This window comes from Mycobacterium sp. IDR2000157661, assembly GCF_022317005.1.
In the GTDB taxonomy this organism is placed as follows: Bacteria; Actinomycetota; Actinomycetes; order Mycobacteriales; family Mycobacteriaceae; genus Mycobacterium.
This window is the reverse complement of record NZ_CP081006.1, coordinates 4333161-4351566: the sequence shown is the minus strand read 5'-3', so window position 1 is coordinate 4351566 and position 18406 is coordinate 4333161. Positions and strand designations below refer to the sequence as shown.

General features: G+C 69.6%; 19 protein-coding genes. 14 read left to right on the top strand and 5 right to left on the bottom strand.

Going from position 1 to position 18406, the window contains the following annotated elements; translation table 11 throughout:
• Positions 1 to 28 precede the first annotated feature (28 nt).
• Genes fmt through ribD form a run of 4 tightly spaced genes read left to right on the top strand, consistent with a single transcriptional unit; the run spans position 29 to position 4008 of the window.
• Positions 29 to 958 carry a methionyl-tRNA formyltransferase gene (gene fmt / locus K3G64_RS22270; RefSeq protein WP_238887296.1) on the top strand — a complete coding sequence of 310 codons (930 nt, stop codon included), beginning with the start codon at positions 29 to 31 and terminating at the stop codon, positions 956 to 958.
• Complete coding sequence (locus K3G64_RS22265) at positions 955 to 2328, top strand: RsmB/NOP family class I SAM-dependent RNA methyltransferase (protein WP_238887294.1); 1374 nt, start codon at positions 955 to 957, stop codon at positions 2326 to 2328. Before fmt ends, K3G64_RS22265 begins: the two co-directional genes overlap by 4 nt.
• A 4-nt stretch (positions 2329 to 2332) precedes the next feature.
• Positions 2333 to 3010, top strand: coding sequence for a ribulose-phosphate 3-epimerase (gene rpe, locus K3G64_RS22260; RefSeq protein WP_238887293.1), 678 nt, complete (start codon positions 2333 to 2335; stop codon positions 3008 to 3010).
• A complete protein-coding gene (ribD, locus tag K3G64_RS22255; RefSeq protein ID WP_238887292.1) occupies positions 3007 to 4008 on the top strand; it encodes a bifunctional diaminohydroxyphosphoribosylaminopyrimidine deaminase/5-amino-6-(5-phosphoribosylamino)uracil reductase RibD in 1002 nt (333 codons plus the stop codon). Before rpe ends, ribD begins: the two co-directional genes overlap by 4 nt.
• A gap of 12 nt (positions 4009 to 4020) precedes the next feature.
• Here ribD and K3G64_RS22250 read toward each other — a convergent pair whose 3' ends face one another.
• Complete coding sequence (locus tag K3G64_RS22250) at positions 4021 to 4575, bottom strand: type 1 glutamine amidotransferase domain-containing protein (RefSeq protein ID WP_238887291.1); 555 nt, start codon at positions 4573 to 4575, stop codon at positions 4021 to 4023.
• A gap of 171 nt (positions 4576 to 4746) precedes the next feature.
• On the opposite strand from K3G64_RS22250, the gene K3G64_RS22245 reads away from it, so the two are divergent.
• The gene (locus tag K3G64_RS22245; RefSeq protein ID WP_238887290.1) at positions 4747 to 4899 is read left to right on the top strand and encodes a hypothetical protein; all 153 of its coding nucleotides are present in this window, start codon (positions 4747 to 4749) and stop codon (positions 4897 to 4899) included.
• An 8-nt stretch (positions 4900 to 4907) separates the two neighbouring features.
• Here the strand turns inward: K3G64_RS22245 and K3G64_RS22240 are convergent, their stop codons facing one another.
• Together K3G64_RS22240 and K3G64_RS22235 are read right to left on the bottom strand one after the other, a co-directional pair.
• The gene (locus tag K3G64_RS22240; protein WP_238887288.1) at positions 4908 to 6605 is read right to left on the bottom strand and encodes an MFS transporter; all 1698 of its coding nucleotides are present in this window, start codon (positions 6603 to 6605) and stop codon (positions 4908 to 4910) included.
• On the bottom strand, positions 6605 to 7303 hold the full coding sequence (locus K3G64_RS22235) for an LppX_LprAFG lipoprotein (protein WP_238887286.1): 699 nt from the start codon (positions 7301 to 7303) through the stop codon (positions 6605 to 6607). Before K3G64_RS22235 ends, K3G64_RS22240 begins: the two co-directional genes overlap by 1 nt.
• A 64-nt stretch (positions 7304 to 7367) precedes the next feature.
• Between K3G64_RS22235 and K3G64_RS22230 the strand changes: the two genes are divergently transcribed.
• The 5 genes from K3G64_RS22230 (at position 7368) to K3G64_RS22210 (ending at position 11026) form a co-directional block, all read left to right on the top strand.
• Complete coding sequence (locus K3G64_RS22230; protein ID WP_238887284.1) at positions 7368 to 7844, top strand: GNAT family N-acetyltransferase; 477 nt, start codon at positions 7368 to 7370, stop codon at positions 7842 to 7844.
• A gap of 9 nt (positions 7845 to 7853) precedes the next feature.
• Entirely contained in the window at positions 7854 to 8465 is a 612-nt protein-coding gene (locus K3G64_RS22225) for a riboflavin synthase (RefSeq protein WP_238887282.1), read from the top strand.
• A 235-nt stretch (positions 8466 to 8700) separates the two neighbouring features.
• A complete protein-coding gene (locus tag K3G64_RS22220) occupies positions 8701 to 10026 on the top strand; it encodes a bifunctional 3,4-dihydroxy-2-butanone-4-phosphate synthase/GTP cyclohydrolase II (RefSeq protein ID WP_238887281.1) in 1326 nt (441 codons plus the stop codon).
• Positions 10023 to 10502 carry a 6,7-dimethyl-8-ribityllumazine synthase gene (gene ribH / locus K3G64_RS22215; RefSeq protein ID WP_238887279.1) on the top strand — a complete coding sequence of 160 codons (480 nt, stop codon included), beginning with the start codon at positions 10023 to 10025 and terminating at the stop codon, positions 10500 to 10502. Before K3G64_RS22220 ends, ribH begins: the two co-directional genes overlap by 4 nt.
• 59 nt (positions 10503 to 10561) lie before the next feature.
• Positions 10562 to 11026 carry a PH domain-containing protein gene (locus K3G64_RS22210; protein WP_238887277.1) on the top strand — a complete coding sequence of 155 codons (465 nt, stop codon included), beginning with the start codon at positions 10562 to 10564 and terminating at the stop codon, positions 11024 to 11026.
• On the opposite strand, the gene K3G64_RS22205 is transcribed toward K3G64_RS22210, so the two are convergent.
• Complete coding sequence (locus tag K3G64_RS22205) at positions 11013 to 11477, bottom strand: GNAT family N-acetyltransferase (protein ID WP_238887275.1); 465 nt, start codon at positions 11475 to 11477, stop codon at positions 11013 to 11015. The two genes, K3G64_RS22210 and K3G64_RS22205, sit on opposite strands and share 14 nt — an antisense overlap.
• Positions 11474 to 13420 carry a gamma-glutamyltransferase family protein gene (locus K3G64_RS22200; RefSeq protein ID WP_238887273.1) on the bottom strand — a complete coding sequence of 649 codons (1947 nt, stop codon included), beginning with the start codon at positions 13418 to 13420 and terminating at the stop codon, positions 11474 to 11476. Before K3G64_RS22200 ends, K3G64_RS22205 begins: the two co-directional genes overlap by 4 nt.
• Before the next feature lie 53 nt (positions 13421 to 13473).
• On the opposite strand from K3G64_RS22200, the gene uvrC reads away from it, so the two are divergent.
• Genes uvrC through whiA form a run of 4 tightly spaced genes read left to right on the top strand, consistent with a single transcriptional unit; the run spans position 13474 to position 18396 of the window.
• Positions 13474 to 15471, top strand: coding sequence for an excinuclease ABC subunit UvrC (gene uvrC / locus K3G64_RS22195; protein WP_238887271.1), 1998 nt, complete (start codon positions 13474 to 13476; stop codon positions 15469 to 15471).
• On the top strand, positions 15468 to 16409 hold the full coding sequence (gene rapZ / locus K3G64_RS22190) for an RNase adapter RapZ (protein WP_238887269.1): 942 nt from the start codon (positions 15468 to 15470) through the stop codon (positions 16407 to 16409). The genes uvrC and rapZ overlap by 4 nt, the downstream gene beginning before the upstream one ends.
• Positions 16406 to 17422, top strand: coding sequence for a uridine diphosphate-N-acetylglucosamine-binding protein YvcK (yvcK, locus tag K3G64_RS22185; RefSeq protein ID WP_238887267.1), 1017 nt, complete (start codon positions 16406 to 16408; stop codon positions 17420 to 17422). Before rapZ ends, yvcK begins: the two co-directional genes overlap by 4 nt.
• Positions 17419 to 18396 carry a DNA-binding protein WhiA gene (gene whiA / locus K3G64_RS22180; protein WP_238950929.1) on the top strand — a complete coding sequence of 326 codons (978 nt, stop codon included), beginning with the start codon at positions 17419 to 17421 and terminating at the stop codon, positions 18394 to 18396. The genes yvcK and whiA overlap by 4 nt, the downstream gene beginning before the upstream one ends.
• Positions 18397 to 18406 lie beyond the last annotated feature (10 nt).

Below are 18406 nucleotides of genomic sequence, written 5' to 3'. Positions count from 1 at the left end.
CGATCCGGGCCGTCTCTACACTGGCGCGGTGCGCATCGTCTTCGCCGGGACACCCGAACCCGCCCTGCCGTCGTTGCGCCGGTTCATCGAGTCGCCGCGCCACGAGGTGATAGCGGTCCTCACCCGTCCCGACGCGGCCTCGGGCCGTCGCGGTAAGCCGGCGCCATCGCCGGTCGCGCGGCTGGCGATGGCCCACGACATCCCGGTGCTGCGCCCCCAGCGGCCCAACTCCGACGAGTTCGTCGGCGAGCTGACCGAGCTGGCCCCGGACTGCTGTGCCGTGGTTGCCTACGGCGCGCTGCTGCGCGAACCGCTGCTGGCCGTGCCGGAGCGCGGCTGGGTGAACCTGCACTTCTCGTTGCTGCCCGCGTGGCGCGGCGCCGCGCCGGTGCAGGCTGCGATCGCCGCAGGCGACACCGTCACGGGTGCGACGACGTTCCTGATCGAACCCGCGCTCGATTCGGGTCCGGTGTACGGCGTGGTCACCGAAACCGTTCGGCCCACCGACACGGCGGGCGATCTACTTGAGCGCCTGTCGGTTTCGGGGGCCGCGCTGCTGGAGGCAACGCTCGACGGCATCGCCGACGGCACCCTCACCCCGGTGCCGCAGCCGCCCGACGGGGTGACCGTCGCACCCAAGATCACGGTCGAGGAGGCGCGCGTGCGCTGGGATCTGCCCGCACACGTGGTCGAGCGGCGCATCCGCGCCGTCACGCCGAACCCCGGTGCCTGGACGATGATCGGTGAACTGCGCGTCAAGCTCGGACCGGTGACCGTCGACGATCAGGCCGACGTGCTGCCCGCGGGCGTCGTCCGGGTGGGACGCGACGGCGTGCGCGTCGGCACCGCATCGACCCCGGTGCTGCTGGGCACCGTCCAGCCGCCCGGCAAGAAGGCGATGAACGCGGCCGACTGGGCCCGCGGCGCTCGCCTCGACGAGTCGGTGCCGGCCCGATGACCAAGCCGCACAAGAGACGTCCACAGCGCCGCAAGCCACTCGACCCTGCGCGCCGCGCGGCGTTCGACGTGCTCCGTGCCGTCTCGGAGCGAGACGCCTACGCCAACCTGGCGCTGCCGGCGCTGCTGCGCGACCGCGGGATCACGGGCCGCGACGCCGCTTTCGCCACCGAACTGACCTACGGCACCTGCCGCACCGCGGGTCTGCTCGACGCCGTCATCGGCCGCGCCGCCGACCGCCCACCCGAAAGAATCGACCCGGTGCTGCTGGATCTGCTGCGGCTTGGCGCCTACCAGCTGTTGCGTACCCGGGTCGAACCGCACGCCGCGGTGTCCACCACTGTGGAGCAGGCGGGTATCGAGTTCGATTCGGCGCGAGCCGGATTCGTCAACGGCGTGTTGCGGACCATCGCCGGGCGCGACGAGCAGTCGTGGCTCGACGAGTTGGCGCCCGACACCGCCGGCGATCCGGTGGGCCATACGGCGTTCGTGCATGCCCATCCGCGGTGGATCGCCCAGGCGTTCGCCGATGCGCTCGGCGCCGACGCCGGTGAACTCGACGCGCTGCTGGCCAGCGACGACGCCCGGCCCGCCGTGCACCTGGCGGCCCGGCCGGGCGTGCTCACCGCCGACGACCTGGCGCAGCAGGTCGGTGGCACGGTCGGCCGGTACTCGCCGTTCGCGGTGTACCTGGCCGGCGGCGATCCCGGCCGGCTGGCGGCCGTGCGTGACGGCGCGGCGCTGGTTCAGGACGAGGGCAGCCAACTGGTCGCACAGGCCGTGGCGCGCGCGGAGACCGACGGGCCGGACACCGGCCGGTGGCTGGATCTGTGTTCGGGCCCCGGCGGCAAGACCGCGCTGCTGGCCGCGCTCGCGGGAGACGCGGCGCAGGTCACCGCGGTCGAGCCGGCATCCGCGCGCGCCGACCTGGTCGAGCAGAACACCCGCGGACTGCAGGTCGAGGTGCTGCGCGTCGACGGCCGCGACCCGGGTGTGCCGACCGGCTTCGACCGAGTGTTGGTCGATGCCCCGTGCACCGGACTCGGCGCGCTGCGGCGCAGGCCCGAGGCACGGTGGCGGCGCCGGCCGACCGACGTTCCGCCACTGGCCAGACTGCAACGCGAACTGCTCGCCTCGGCCATCCGGCTGACCCGGCCCGGCGGCGTCGTGCTCTACGCGACGTGTTCGCCGCACCTGGCCGAGACGGTCGGTGTCGTCGCCGACGCGCTACGCCGCCACCCGGTCACCGCCATGGACGCCCGGCCGCTCTTCGCCCCCGTCGACGGGCTCGGAGAGAGCCCGTACGTGCAGCTCTGGCCGCATCGCAACGGCACCGATGCGATGTTCGCGGCCGCCCTCAAAGTAAGGTAGCCGCATGGCTGGACCGCTCATCGCGCCGTCGATCCTGGCCGCCGACTTCGCCCGGCTCGCAGAGGAGGCCCAGGCCGTGCAGGGTGCGGACTGGCTGCACGTGGATGTGATGGACAACCACTTCGTGCCGAACCTGACGATCGGCCAACCCGTAGTCGAAGCGCTGCTGCGCGTCACCGACATCCCGATGGACTGCCATCTGATGATCGAGAACCCCGAGCGCTGGGCGCCGCCGTACGCCGAGGCCGGTGCCTATAACGTGACCATCCACGCCGAGGCCACCGACAATCCCGTCGGCGTCGCCCGCGACATCCGCGCCGCCGGCGCGAAAGCCGGCTTGTCGGTCAAGCCCGGCACCCCGTTGGAGCCCTACCTCGAGATACTGCGTGAGTTCGACACCCTGCTCATCATGTCGGTGGAGCCGGGCTTCGGCGGCCAGAAGTTCATTCCCGAGGTGCTGCCCAAGGTCGGAACCGCCCGGCGACTGGTCGACGCGGGGGAGTTGACGATCGTGATCGAGATCGACGGCGGCATCAACGAAGACACCATCGCCGAGGCCGCCGAGGCGGGCGTCGACTGCTTCGTCGCCGGATCAGCGGTCTACAGCGCGGAGGATCCGGCCGCGGCGGTGCAGTCGCTGCGCCGCCAGGCCGCCGCCGCGGCCCCGCATCTGACCCTATGACCGTCGAGGCCGCCATGCGGCTGGCGATCCAGCAGTCCCAGGCCGTCAAGGGCAATACGTATCCCAATCCGCCTGTCGGAGCGGTCATCCTCGACAGCGACAACAACGTGGCCGGGGTCGGAGCGACCAGACCGCCGGGTGGCCCGCATGCCGAGGTGCTCGCGCTGCGCAGGGCCGGGGGGCGTGCCGTGGGCGGAACGGCGGTGGTCACCCTGGAGCCCTGCAACCACCACGGCCGCACGCCGCCGTGCGTCGAGGCCCTTCTCGCAGCGGGTGTTTCGGGGGTGGTGTATGCGGTGCCCGACCCGAACCCGGTCGCAGCGGGCGGGGCGGCCCGGTTGAGCGCCGAGGGGCTCGGGGTGAGCGCCGGCGTGCTCGCCGATGCGGTGGCGGGCGGTCCGCTGCGGGAGTGGCTGCATCGGCAGCGAACCGGAATGCCACATGTGACTTGGAAGTTCGCGACCAGCGTGGACGGGCGCAGCGCCGCCGCCGACGGCACCAGTCAGTGGATCACGAGCGAGACCGCCCGCGCCGACGTCCACCGCAGGCGCCGGGTGGCCGATGCCGTCGTGGTCGGCACGGGCACCGTGTTCGTCGACGACCCGGTGCTGACCGCGAGGATGCCCGACGGGTCGCTGGCCGACCGCCAGCCCCTGCGGGTCGTCGTCGGTGACCGCGAGATCCCGCAGGAGGCAAAGGTTCTCAACGACGACTCGCGCACTATGGTGATTCGGACCCACGACCCTCACGAGGTGATCAAGGCGCTGTCCGACCGCACCGACGTGCTGCTGGAGGGCGGGCCGACGCTGGCGGGGGCATTCCTGCGGGCCGGAGTGATCGACCGGATCCTGGCCTACGTCGCGCCGATCCTGCTAGGCGGGCCGGTCACCGCTGTGGACGATGTCGGCGTGCTCAGCATCGCTCACGCGCAACGCTGGCGATTCGACGGCATCGACCCGATAGGCCCCGACGTGCTGTTGAGCCTGGTACCGAGCTAGACCTCGATCCTGTTACTTGGCGAAGGCGCTCACCATGGTGTTGCAGAAGGCGGGCAGATCGTCGGGCTTGCGGCTCGACACCAGGGTGTTGGGCCCACGGGAGCATTCGACCACTTCGTCGTCGACCCAGTTCGCACCGGCGTTGACCAGATCGGTCTTCACGCTAGGCCACGACGTCATCGTGCGTCCCCGCACCACGTCGGCCTCGACCAGCGTCCACGGTCCGTGGCAGATCACCGCGACCGGCTTGCCCTCGTCGAAGAACGCCTTGGCGAATGCGACGGCCGAGGAGTTGGTGCGCAGGAAGTCCGGGTTGGCGACGCCGCCCGGCAGGACCAGACCGGCATAATCGGACGCCGACACCGAGTCCGCGGCCTTGTCGGCCTCGAACGTGTCGGCCGGTGTCAGGTGATTGAACCCCTGGACCTTGCCGACCTCGGTCGACACCAGTTCGGGGCTGCCGCCGGCCTCTTCCACGGCTTTCCAAGGCTCTGTGAGCTCCACCTGCTCGACGCCCTCCGGCGCGACCAGGAAAGCAATCTTCTTGCCGTTCAGTGAACTTGACATGAACTTTCTCCGTGATAGTTGTCGTCAACGCCACGCATACCCGGCGCGGCGGGCAGCCAATCAGGGCGCTCGCGCCGGTAGACTCGTGCGGTACGGGGCACCTGCGGCCCTCGACGCATTCGCGCTTTCACCGACGATTCGCGCGCTGAGAGCACGACCGGAGGAAGACCTATGACTGCTGTGCAGGACTGGCTCAGCAATCGACCCATCGACCCCCGCGGGCTCGCGACGTTGATCTGCGACGTCATCCGGCGGCCCGCTGCCGAGGAACAGCCGCCGCCGGCGCAGCCGATACTGCTGCGCCCCGGCCTCGAGCGCTGCTGAGGGGATCCCTAGCGGCGGTGGCGCCCGGAGGGCTGCTGCTCGAGACCGGGGGTCTCCTTCTCGTGGGTCTCGGTTGCGGGCCCCTCGTCAGGCCGTGCGGCGGCCTGGTGTTCGTCCGCGTGCTCATCGCGCCCGCTGATGAGCAGGCCCAGTAGCGCGCCGACGACGCAGACCACGACGGTGACCAGGAAGATGTCGCCGTACTGCAGGACATATGCCGCGCGGTACCGGTCGGCCTCGGCGGCCAACCGCTCGGCCAGCGTGTCGGCGCCCGGCGGGAAGGGCAGGGTCTGCAGATGCTGGTTGAGCCGGTACAGCCCCCACGCCGTGAGGGCGGCCAGGCCGATCAACATGCCGACCATGCGGGCCACCACAACGGCTGCCGATGCGATGCCGTGCTGAGCGGCGGGCACGACCCGCAGTGTCGCCGATGTCAGCGGTCCGATCACCAGGCCCAGGCCGAAGCCGGCGATCGCCAGGTCGGTGTCGAGCACGGGCAGGGTGACGAAGCCGAGGTCGTGACTCGCCGAGAGCAGGTCGACCGGCCACTTCGAAATCAGCCAGTATCCGCCCGCGGCGATCATCAGACCCAGGAAGGCCACGATGCGGTCGCCGATCCTGCTGGCGAGCCAGCCGCCGATCACGGCGCCGATCGGCAGCGCGATCAGAAAACGCAGCAGTAACAGCACCGCTTCGGTCTGGTCCTTGCCCAGCACGCCCTGGCCGAACAGTTCGACGTTGACGAGCGTCACCATCAGTGCAGCGCCCGCGCACAGCGACGCGCCGAGTGCCGCCAGGAACGGACGGAAACGCACCCCGGCCGGTTCGATGAGCCGGGTGCGCGCAAAGCGTTCCCAGACGAAGAACGCCACCAGGGCGACCGCCGCGCCGATGAGCATCGGCAGCCCGTAGCTCGGCAGGATCTTCTTGCCGTCGGGGGCGGGGTTGTACAGCCCGATCACCGCCAGGCCCAGGGCGATGGCCAGCAGCACTCCGCCCACCACGTCGACCTTCTCCGGCTGGTCGGGTTTGAGCCGCGGTGGCAGGCTGAAGTGGATCAGCACCATGGCGACGGCCGCAAGCGGCACGTTGATCCAGAACACGTCGCGCCAGGTGTTCAATGCCGCGACGACGGCGATGCCGTAGAGCGGTCCGAGCACGCTGCCGAGTTCCTGTGCCGCGCCGATGCCGCCGAGCACTGAGGCCCGGTTGCGGTTGGCCCACAGATCGGCGGCCAGCGCCAGCGTGACGGGCAGCAGGGCGCCACTGGCGACGCCCTGGATGGTACGGCCCACAACCATGGGGATCAGGTCGTTGGACAACGCGGTGATGACCGAGCCCGCGGCGAATCCGGCCAGGCTGACCTGCAGGATGAACTTGCGGCCGAATCGGTCGGAGGCGCGCCCCAGCAGCGGCATGGCGGCGATGTAGCCCAGCAGGTACCAGGTGATGATCGGCGTGACCCGTTGGAGCTGGTTAATCGCGATGCCGATGTCGAGGATGATGTCGCGGATGATCGCTACGACGACATACGTGTCGAGCGCGCCGAGCAGCACCGCGAGGCTGCCTGCGCTGATCGCGATCCTCCGTCGGGATGTCGCCGCCGGAGCGGCTCCGGGGTCCGATGTCGCCGCCGGAGCGGCTCCGGGGTCCGATGTCGCCGCCGGAGCGGCTCCGGGGTCGGTGGGTCCGCCCAGATTCGCCATCAGACGGCGGGCTTGGCGACCGTCACCGGCTTGCCCCAGTCCGACGTCGTCATCGTCACGCTGTTGCCGGGGGAGGGTTCGAGCTTTGCCTGCATCAACTCGTGATCGCCTTCTTCGGCGACCCAGGCGGTGCCCGGAACGGGACCGGTGGCACCGATCTGCGGGGCGATCTTGTTGACGGCGTCGGCGCTGACGGTGCCGGTGATCCGGACGGTCTCGACCCCGTTGATCGTCTCGCGTCCGTCGGCCTTGGGGTCGGAGAAGTTGGCCAGCACGTTGGCCAGGCCTGCCGTCGGGCTCAGGATCGCCGAAACGTCATAGATGTCGGCGGCGGGGCCGAAATCCTGGTACGCCCCGCCGGCGCTCAGTGTTGCGAACAGGTTGCCGTCGGACACCACAAAGCCCACGTTCTCCAGCTTCTGTCCGAGAAAGATGAGGTCTGCGCTGCCCTGCGCGGCCACTGCGGGTGTGGCGGTGAGGTCTCCTTCGAGCGACTCGATCGGCAGTTCTTTGATCTCGCCCTGAACTGTCAGTCTCAGGTGGACGCTCGTCTGACCCTTGGTGGTCTGTGCGGACTGCTGCAGCAGCGTGGCGGCATCCGGGAGGTTTCGGGAGTCCTGCGACGAACCGGAACACGCCCCGAGAAGAGCGGTGGCGGTGACGAGGGTGGCGAGGGTGGCCAGGAGGCGCGTCAGCATGAGTGCATCGTAGAGGGTGCCCACTCAGTGACGTCCGGCATGGTTTGCGTGGTGGAATGGAAACGTGGCTCCTGAACTGGACTTTCGCCGGGTCCCGGCCGATCGCGGAGACAGCGCTGCGCTGGTTGCGGCGATGGTCGAGGAGATGCGAGAGCTCTACGACGGGCTCGACCTCAACAGCCCCGACATGCCTGCGGCTGGGGCGGCGGAACTGGGCCCGCCCGGCGGGGCCTTTCTGGTGGGTTACCGCGACGGCGCCGCGGTCTGCGCGGGTGGCATCAAGCGCCTGCCCGACGGTGCCTGTGAGATCAAACGCATGTACGTCGTTCCGGGCGCCCGCGGTCACGGGGTGGGGCGCGCGCTGTTGCGTGCTCTGGAGGAAGCGGCACGCGAACTCGGGTACGACACCGTGCGGTTGGACACCGGCCCTCGGCAACCGCACGCGGAGGGGCTCTATCTCGCGGAGGGTTACGCGGCGGTGCCGAATTTCAACGGCAACCCGGTGGCGACCTTCTTCGGCGAGAAGCGGCTGTCTGGATAGTCTGGCGGCGTGTTCACCGGAATCGTCGAAGAAGTGGGCGAAGTCGTCGGCATGGAGGACCTGGGTGACTCCGCCCGGCTCGCCATCCGCGGACCGGTGGTGACGTCCGACGCGGGCCACGGCGACTCGATCGCGGTGAACGGGGTGTGTCTGACCGTCGTGGAGGTGCGCAGCGACGGCGCGTTCACCGCCGACGTCATGGGGGAGACCCTGAACCGGTCGAGCCTGCGCGGCGTCGGGGTGGGCAGCCGGGTGAACCTGGAGCGGGCGGCGGCGGTCAACAGCAGGCTTGGCGGGCACATCGTGCAGGGCCACGTCGACGGCGCCGGCCATGTGATCGCCCGCACACCGGAGGAGCGTTGGGAGGTGTTGCGCATCGCACTTCCCACCACGCTGTCGCGGTATGTGGTGGAGAAGGGCTCGATCACCGTGGACGGGGTGTCGCTGACGGTGTCGGCGGTCGGGCACGACTGGTTCGAGGTCTCGCTGATCCCGACGACGCTCGAACTCACCACGCTGGGCCGCGCCGAGGTGGGCACGCCCGTCAACCTTGAGGTCGACATCATCGCCAAATACGTTGAGCGGCTGCTTGATTCGCGAAGTCAGTCAAGTGGCGACTGAAGTTGCGCAGTCCCCGGCTAGCTCAGATGCCGCCGCCGAAGTGCTATTTAACCGTTCCTGTTAGCGGCGGCATCGGCGGCGGCTTGGGCGGCGCCGGCCACCGGTATCGACCAGAGGAGCGCGAGAGCCCCGGCCCCGATGACCGATTCTGACCGTAGCGGATCGAGACCGCTATATCACTGCAGGTAAAGGGAGCGGCAATAACAATCGCACGGTGGTGGTTCATACTGATGTGGTGACGAGGCTGGACTCAATCGAGCGGGCGGTTGCCGACATCGCCGCCGGCAAGGCCGTCGTCGTGGTCGATGACGAGGATCGCGAGAACGAGGGCGATCTGATCTTCGCCGCCGAGAAGGCCACCCCCGAACTCGTCGCGTTCATGGTCCGGTACACGTCGGGCTACCTGTGTGTGCCGTTGGACGGCGCGATCTGCGACAAGCTGGGCCTGCTGCCCATGTACGCGGTCAACCAGGACAAGCACGGCACCGCCTACACCGTCACTGTGGACGCGAGAATCGGTGTGGGAACCGGTATTTCAGCTTCCGACCGGGCAACGACGATGCGGTTGCTCGCCGACCCGGCCAGTGTCGCCGACGATTTCACCAAGCCCGGACACGTGGTGCCACTGCGGGCCAAGGACGGCGGCGTGCTGCGCCGTCCCGGGCACACCGAGGCCGCCGTCGACCTGGCCCGGCTCGCCGGCCTGCAACCGGCGGGTGCCATCTGCGAGATCGTCAGCCAGAAGGACGAAGGCGCGATGGCGCAGACCGACGAGCTACGGATCTTCGCCGACGAACACAACCTGGCGCTGATCTCGATCGCCGACCTCATCGAGTGGCGGCGCAAGCACGAGAAGCACATCGAGCGCGTCGCCGAGGCGCGCATCCCCACCCGCCACGGCGAGTTCCGCGCGGTCGGCTACACCAGCATCTACGACGACGTCGAGCATGTCGCGCTGGTCAGGGGCGACATCGCCGGCCCGACCGGCGACGGCCAGGACGTGTTGGTGCGGGTGCACTCGGAGTGCCTGACGGGCGATGTGTTCGGTTCCAAGCGATGCGACTGCGGTCCGCAACTGGACGCCGCGATGGCGATGGTGGCCCGTGAGGGCCGCGGCATCGTGCTCTACATGCGCGGCCACGAGGGCCGCGGCATCGGCCTGATGCACAAGCTGCAGGCCTACCAGTTGCAGGACGCCGGCGACGACACCGTCGACGCGAACCTCAAGCTCGGCCTGCCCGCCGACGCCCGCGACTATGGCATCGGCGCGCAGATCCTCGTCGATCTTGGGGTGCGCTCGATGCGGTTGCTGACCAACAACCCGGCCAAGCGCGTCGGTCTGGACGGCTACGGCCTGCACATCACCGAACGCGTACCGCTGCCGGTGCGGGCGAACAAGGAGAACATCCGGTACCTGATGACCAAGCGGGACCGGATGGGCCACGACCTCAGCGGTCTCGACGACTATCACCAGGCCACCACCATGGCCGATTACGAGGAGGGCGTGTACCTGCTCGGCGACCGGCGGCCCTCCGAGCGCGACCTCGGCGGAGCGCTGTGAGTGGTACGGGCATACCCGATCTGCCGCAGCTGGACGCGTCGGGTGTGACGCTGGCCATCGTGGCCAGCACGTGGCACGAGACCATCTGCGACGCGCTGCTCGACGGTGCCCGCAAGGTCGCCGCCGACGCGGGTATCGACAATCCGACCGTGGTGCGGGTTCTCGGTGCGATCGAAATCCCCGTGGTGGCACAGGCGTTGGCGGCCGACCATGACGCGGTGGTGGCGCTGGGCGTGGTCATCCGCGGTGAGACCCCGCACTTCGACTACGTGTGCGACGCGGTGACGCAGGGCCTCACGCGCGTTTCGCTCGACGCGTCCACCCCCGTCGCCAACGGTGTGCTGACGACCAACACCGAGCAGCAGGCCCTCGACCGCGCCGGCTTGGCCACCTCCGCAGAGGACAAGGGGGCGCAGGCGGCCGCCGCCGCGTTGTCCACCGCGCTGACTCTGCGGAACCTGCGCGCGTCGACATGAACGCCCGGAGACGACCGCGAGCGAGGATCGCAGCGAGGAACGAGCGAGGACCAGAGCGAGTGGGGAGTCGAGACGACAGCAACTGGGACGTCGAAATCCGACCGCATCTGACGCCGTACTTCGCTTACGGCGCCGCGCTGTTGATCATCGCCGCACATGTCACGGTGGGCGCGCTGCTGAAGATCTCGTCGACCGGGGTGATCTTCCAGACCGCCGACCAGGTGGCGATCGCCCTGCTCGGAGTCGTCATCGGCGCCCTGGTGCTGCTGTTCGCCCGGCCGCGCCTGCGAATCGGTCCGCAGGGTGTCGCGGTGCGAAACCTGTGGGGCTACCGGTTGATTGAATGGTCAGACGTGGTGGGCGTGTCGTTCCCGCGTGGTGCGCGGTGGGCGCGCGTCGACCTGCCCGACGACGAGTACATCCCCGTGATGGCGATCCAGGCTGTCGACAAGCACCGCGCTGTCGAGGCGATGGACACGGTGCGTGCACTGCTCGAGCGCTACAAGGGCATCAACTCACGCTGAGCGTCATCGCCAGTTCGCCCGGCCCGTTGGCGTCGTTGTGCGCCACCTCGAAGCCGAGGCTCTCGTAGACACCTCGGGCCGCCGCGTTGTCGGCGGCCACCCGAAGCCGGACGGTGCGAACGCCGCACGCGCGGGCCCAGTCCAGGCTCGCCGCCACCAACCGTCGCGCCAGCCCGTGACCCCGCACCGAAGGGTGCAGCCACAGCGAATAGAGGTAGACGGTCTCGGCGTTCTGCTGCTGGGCCGCGATCAGCCCAACGGGGCGATCGGCGACGAGCGCCGCGAACTGCGCATGCTCGCGCAAGCGGTGGCGCCACTGGGCGGCGGTGAACGCGGCTTCCTCCCGGTAGTGCGGGTCGTCCTGGCCCAGCGACTCGGTGAGCGCACGCAAGCGAACTTGGGCGAACACGCGCCAGTCCGACTCGCGTAGGCGGGCGACCCGGGTGCTCACCGGGTGTCGCCCATGACCAGTCCCTCCCGGCGCGGGTCCGCACCGCCGACGAGGCCGCCGTCGTCGCGCTGCACGACGGACAGGCCGCTGGACTGGTCGGCGAGGTCGACTTGGTGGCCGAGCTTGCGCAGCCCCTGTACGAGGGGGTCATGGTCACCGTTGTCGGCGGTGTCGATGTTCGGATGTTCGCCGCCGACGTTGGTCTCCGGACTGTTGGCGGCGCCGAAGTCGACCATGGACACCGCCTGTTGCGGGTTCATCCGCCAATCGAGCATCCCCACAATGGTTTTTGCTACGAACTGGATGATCACCGATCCGCCCGGCGAACCCAGAACGGCGTACAGCCGGCCGCGTTGTCGCTGTTGGCCCTGCTCGAAGATCAAGGTGGGCGCCATCGAACTCCGCGGTCGCTTTCCCGGCTGGACGCGGTTGGCGACCGGGGCGCCGTCGGGGCCGGCCGGCTCGGCGGAGAAGTCCGTCAACTGGTTGTTGAGGAGGAAACCGTCGACCATGTGAAACGAGCCGAACGCCGACTCCACCGTGGTGGTCAGTGCCGCCGCGTTGCCCCGGGCGTCGACGATGCTGACCTGGCTGGTGCCGTGCTCGGGGGTCGCAGGCGCCGGGGTGGTCGGTGCGCCGAAGTCGCCGGGTTCGGCCTTCCCCATGGTGCGCCGTTCGGAGATAAGGGCCGCGCGGCCCGCGAGGTAGTCGCTGCCGAGCAGGGTGTCGGTGCCGCCGCCGGGCAGCGGCACGAAATCGGTGTCGGCGACGTACTTGTTGCGGTCGGCGTAGGCGAGTCGCTCGGCTTCCGAGACGAGGTGTACACCCATCACGGTGGGACGGCCTCCGTTGAGGTCCATGTCAGTGGGGCGATGGTCGGCCATCGGGAAGCGCTCGAGCACCCCCAGTGTCGCGGCCACGGCGATGCCGCCCGAGGACGGCGGTGGCATGCCGCAGATCTCGCGGCCCCGGTATTGGGCGCACAACGGCTCGCGGATCTTCACCGGGTATCGGGCGAGGTCGTCGGCGGTCATCAGGCTGGGCGTACGGCCGCCGGTGGTGTCGGTCGCGGCTGCGACGATGTCGCGGGCGATCGCTCCGGTGTAGAACGCCTGCGGGTCAGTGGAGATGGTGCCCAACGTCTTTGCGTACGCGGGGTTGGTGAGCCGGGTGCCCGCCGTCTTGGGCGTGCCGCCGGGATCGAGGAAGTATTCGGCCGCCTGTGGGTCCGTCTTGAGCTCCTGCGCGGCGTCGGCGATCGCGGCAGCCAACCGCGGGCTGATCTCGAACCCGTCGTCGGCCAGCGCGACGGCAGGCGCGAACAGGTCACGCCATGCGGTGCTGCCGTGTGCGGCGTGCGCCTCCTGCAGCATCCGGACGATGCCGGGCACGCCGATGGAGCGGCCCGAGGCGCGGGCGTCCGGCCGTGGTTCGGTGCGGTCGGTGTCGGAGACCCAGCGCAGGTAGTTCTCGGTGGCCGCCGCGGGCGCGACCTCGCGACCGTCGTAGGCCTGAACCGAACCCGATGCGGCGTCGTAGTACAGCAGGAATCCGCCGCCGCCGACACCCGAGGACTGGGGCTCGACCAGACCGAGCACCGCTTGAGCGGTGACCAGCGCATCGGCCGCGCTGCCGCCGTCGCGCAGCACCTCGCAGGCTGCCTGCGTCGCCACCGGATTGGCGGTGGCCACCGAGAACGTCGCAGAGCGCACCGGGGTCATGTCCTTGCGGTAGCCGACGGAGGCGACCTCCGGATCTGTCGCGATGTCGCGCGACGTGGTGGCCGCCGCTGCGGGCGTCTTCGGCGTCGGGGTGCCGTTCTCGACTATTGCGCACGGCCCGGAGGCTTGCGGGTCAGCGGTTTCGTCAGCGGCACAGCCGGCCAGTACCACCGTCAGCGCTGTGAGCGTGGCCAACAGCGTGGTCAGCGAGAAGGGCCGCATCATCCGACGGTAGTGGATCGGGACCGTCGGAACGCAGCAGTAACCTGGAATCCGTGCCCGATCCCTCGACCTACCGCCCTGCGCCCGGGTCGATTCCCGTCGAGCCGGGCGTCTACCGGTTCCGTGACCCCCACGGCCGAGTGATCTACGTCGGCAAGGCAAAGAGTCTGCGCAGCCGGCTAAACTCGTATTTCGCCGACATCGCCGGCCTTGCGCCGCGCACCAGGCAGATGGTGATGGCCGCGGGCAGCGTCGAGTGGACGGTGGTCACCACCGAAGTCGAGGCGCTGCAGCTCGAATACAATTGGATCAAGGAATTCGACCCCCGGTTCAACATCCGCTACCGCGACGACAAGTCCTACCCAGTGCTCGCGGTGACCTTGAACGAGGAGTACCCGCGGCTGATGGTGTACCGCGGCGCGCGGCGCAAGGGGGTGCGCTATTTCGGCCCCTACTCACATGCCTGGGCCATCCGCGAGACGCTCGACCTGCTGACCCGGGTGTTTCCATCGCGGACGTGCTCGGCGGGAGTATTCAAGCGGCACAGGCAGATCGACCGTCCATGCCTGCTCGGCTACATCGACAAGTGCTCTGCGCCGTGCGTCAACCGGGTCAGCGCCGAGGAGCACCGGCAGATCGTGCTCGACTTCTGCGACTTCCTCGCGGGCAAGACCGACAAGATGATCCGTGATCTCGAACGCCGGATGAACCAGGCCGCCGAGGAACTGGACTTCGAGCGCGCCGCGCGCCTGCGTGACGACGTCGGTGCGCTCAAGCGGGCGCTGGAGAAGCAGACCGTCGTGTTCGGCGACGGCACCGACGCGGACGTGGTCGCGTTCGCGGACGACGAGCTCGAAGCCGCTGTGCAGGTGTTCCACGTCCGCGCCGGACGGGTGCGTGGTCAGCGTGGGTGGATCGTCGAGAAATCCGGCGAGCCGGGCGATTCCGACGGCCAGGAGCAGCTCGTCGAGCAGTTCCTGACCCAGTTCTACGGTGATCAGGCCGCGCTGGGCGGGGCGGCGGACGAGTCGACGAACCCGGTGCCGCGACAGGTCCTGGTGCCGTGTCTACCCGGCAACTCCGAGGAACTGGCCGCGTGGCTGTCGCAGTTGCGCGGCTCCCGGGTCGCGCTGCGCGTGCCACAGCGCGGTGACAAGCGCGCACTGGCTGAAACCGTCAAGCGCAACGCCGAGGGCGCCCTCACCCAGCACAAGCTCAAGCGGGCCGGTGACTTCACCGCGAGAACCGCTGCGCTGCAAAGCATTCAAGATGCGCTCGGGTTAGCCGACGCGCCGTTGCGCATCGAGTGCGTCGACATCAGTCACGTGCAGGGCACGGATGTGGTGGCCTCCCTGGTGGTGTTCGAGGATGGCCTGCCGCGCAAGTCCGACTACCGGCACTACGCGATCAGAGAGGGGGCCGGCGATGGCCGGTCCGACGACGTCGCGTCGATCGCCGAGGTGACGCGGCGCCGGTTCTACCGGCACCTGCACGATGTGCAGCATCCGACCGAACTCTCCCCTGAGGGCAAGTCGCGCAAGTTCGCCTACCCGCCGAACCTGTACGTCGTCGACGGCGGGGCACCGCAGGTCAACGCGGCACAGGCGGTGCTCGACGATCTCGGCATCAGCGACGTCGCGGTCATCGGGCTCGCCAAGCGACTCGAGGAGGTGTGGGTGCCCGGAGAAGACGGATCAGCACCTGACTCCGTGATTCTCCCCCGCAACAGCGAGGGCCTTTACCTGCTGCAGCGGGTCCGTGACGAGGCGCACCGGTTCGCGATCGCCTATCACCGCAGCAAGCGGTCCAAGCGGATGACGGCGTCGGCGCTGGATTCGGTGCGCGGCCTTGGCGAGCACCGGCGCAAGGCCCTGGTGACCCATTTCGGATCGGTGGCACGGTTGAAGGAGGCGACGGTCGAGGAGATCACCGCGGTACCGGGTATCGGTGTCGCTACGGCACGCGCGGTGCTGGAAGCGCTCGGCGGAGCGTCCGATTCCAGTGTGCCCGGCGCGGCGATCGGCGATGATCGGAGCAAGGTATCGGGATGACGGATCAGGGTATGCACGAGGAACTGCGCGACGAGGCGGGTCCCGAAGCCGCGCCCGTCGGCGGAGCCGGCGAATCAGATATCGACGTGGTGCTGGTCACCGGGTTGTCCGGTGCGGGGCGAGGAACGGCGGCCAAGGTGCTCGAGGACCTGGGTTGGTATGTCGCCGACAACCTGCCGCCGGAGCTGATCGCGCGGATGGTCGAGCTCGGTCTGGCGGCCGGCTCACGCATCACTCAGCTGGCCGTGGTGATGGACGTCCGCTCACGCGGCTTCAGCGGCGATCTGGACTGGGTGCGCACGGACCTGGCCACCCGAAACATCACGCCGCGCGTGCTGTTCCTCGAGGCCTCGGATGACATCCTGGTCCGCCGCTACGAGCAGAACCGCCGCAGCCACCCGCTGCAGGGCAACCAGACTCTGGCCGAGGGCATCGCGGCCGAACGGACGCTGCTCGCGCCGGTGCGCGCCTCCGCCGATCTGGTGATCGACACGTCGACGTTGTCGGTGCCCGCGCTGCGGGAGAGCATCGAGCGGGCGTTCGGGGGTGAGGCGGTCGCGCACACCAATGTGACGGTCGAGTCGTTCGGTTACAAGTACGGGCTGCCGATGGACGCCGACACGGTGATGGACGTGCGGTTCTTGCCGAACCCGCACTGGGTCGACGAGTTGCGGCCCCATACCGGTCAGCATCCCGCCGTGCGGGACTACGTTCTGGGGCAGGCCGGTGCCGGCGAATTCCTGGACACCTATCATCGGCTGCTCGACGTCGTCATCGACGGATACCGTCGCGAGGGGAAGCGCTATATGACCGTCGCCATCGGGTGCACCGGCGGCAAACACCGGAGTGTGGCGATCGCCGAAGCTCTGGCGGGCCGTCTGCAGGCGGGTGAGAACTTGACGGTGCGGGCGTTGCACCGGGATCTGGGCCGCGAATGAGCAGCCCGCGGATCGTCGCCCTCGGCGGGGGCCACGGGTTGTATGCGACGCTGTCGGCCGCGCGCAGGCTGAGCCCGCACGTCACGGCGATCGTTACGGTGGCCGACGACGGCGGCTCGTCGGGGCGGCTGCGCAACGAGCTCGACGTGGTGCCACCGGGTGATCTGCGAATGGCGTTGGCGGCGTTGGCGTCCGACAGTCCGCACGGACGGCTGTGGGCCACGATCATCCAGCACCGCTTCGGCGGCAGCGGCGCTCTTGCGGGACATCCGATCGGCAACCTGATGCTGGCGGGGCTCAGCGAGGTGCTCGCCGACCCTGTCGCCGCGCTCGACGAGCTCGGGCGCATGCTGGGCGTCAAGGGCAGGGTGCTGCCGATGTGCCCGTTCGGCCTGAGCATCGAGGCCGACGTGGCCGGTCTGGAGGCCGATCCACGGATGAGCCGGGTGATCCGCGGTCAGGTGGCGATCGCCACGACCGTCGGCAAGGTGCGTCGGGTGCGGCTGCTGCCCGGTGATCCGCCGGCGACGCGCCAGGCTGTCGACGCGATCATGGCCGCCGATCTGGTGGTGCTGGGACCCGGATCGTGGTTCACCAGCGTCATCCCGCACGTGCTGGTGCCCGAGTTGGCGCGCGCACTGCAGGCCACAAGGGCGCGCCGGGCGCTGGTGCTCAACCTGGCCGCCGAGCCGGGCGAGACGGCGGGCTTCTCGGTCGAGCGGCACATCCACGTGCTCTCCCAGCACGCGCCCGGATTCACCATGCACGACATCATCGTCGATGCGAGCCGCGTGCCCAGTGAGCGTGAGCGCGATCAATTGCGGCGCACCGCGACGATTCTGGGTGCCCGAGTCGAGTTCGCCGACGTGTCCAGACCTGGTACACCTTTACATGACCCGGCGAGGTTGGCCGCGGCCCTGGACGGTGTGCGCCTGCGCGGCCCGACACCGCCCACGCCGACCGTGCCCACACCGACCATGAACGGACCGAGAGGTGACGACCCGTGGCGATGACAGCCGAGGTCAAAGACGAGTTGAGCCGGCTGGTCGTGAACTCGGTCAGCGCCCGCCGCGCCGAAGTGGCCTCGCTGCTGCGATTCGCCGGGGGACTGCACATCGTCTCGGGCCGGGTGATCGTCGAGGCGGAGGTCGACCTGGGAATCATCGCCAGGCGGCTGCGCAAGGACATCTACGACCTGTACGGCTACAACGCCGTGGTGCACGTGCTGTCGGCCAGCGGAATCCGCAAGAGCACCCGCTACGTCGTACGGGTGGCCAAGGACGGGGAGGCGCTGGCCCGGCAGACCGGCCTGCTCGATCTGCGGGGTCGCCCGGTGCGCGGGCTTCCCGCCCAGGTCGTCGGCGGCAGTGTCGCCGACGCCGAAGCGGCATGGCGGGGAGCGTTTCTGGCACACGGATCGCTCACCGAGCCGGGTCGTTCGTCGGCCCTGGAGGTCAGCTGCCCCGGTCCGGAGGCGGCACTGGCACTGGTCGGTGCGGCACGCAGGCTGGGGGTCAGCGCCAAAGCCCGCGAGGTCCGCGGCGCCGACCGGGTCGTGGTGCGCGACGGTGAGGCGATCGGCGCGTTGCTGACCCGGATGGGCGCACAGGACACGAGGCTGACGTGGGAGGAACGCCGGATGCGCCGCGAGGTGCGGGCGACGGCGAACCGGCTGGCCAACTTCGACGACGCGAACCTGCGGCGCTCCGCGCGCGCAGCGGTCGCCGCGGCGGCGCGCGTCGAGCGCGCGCTGCACATCCTCGGCGACACGGTGCCCGACCACCTGGCGGCCGCAGGCAAGCTGCGCGTGGAGCACCGACAGGCGTCGCTGGAAGAGCTGGGTCGCCTCGCCGACCCGCCGATGACCAAAGACGCTGTGGCAGGCCGCATCCGGCGGTTACTGTCGATGGCCGACCGCAAGGCCAAGCAGGACGGCATCCCCGACACCGAGTCGGCCGTGACGCCGGACCTGCTTGAAGACGCCTGAGCCGGTGAGG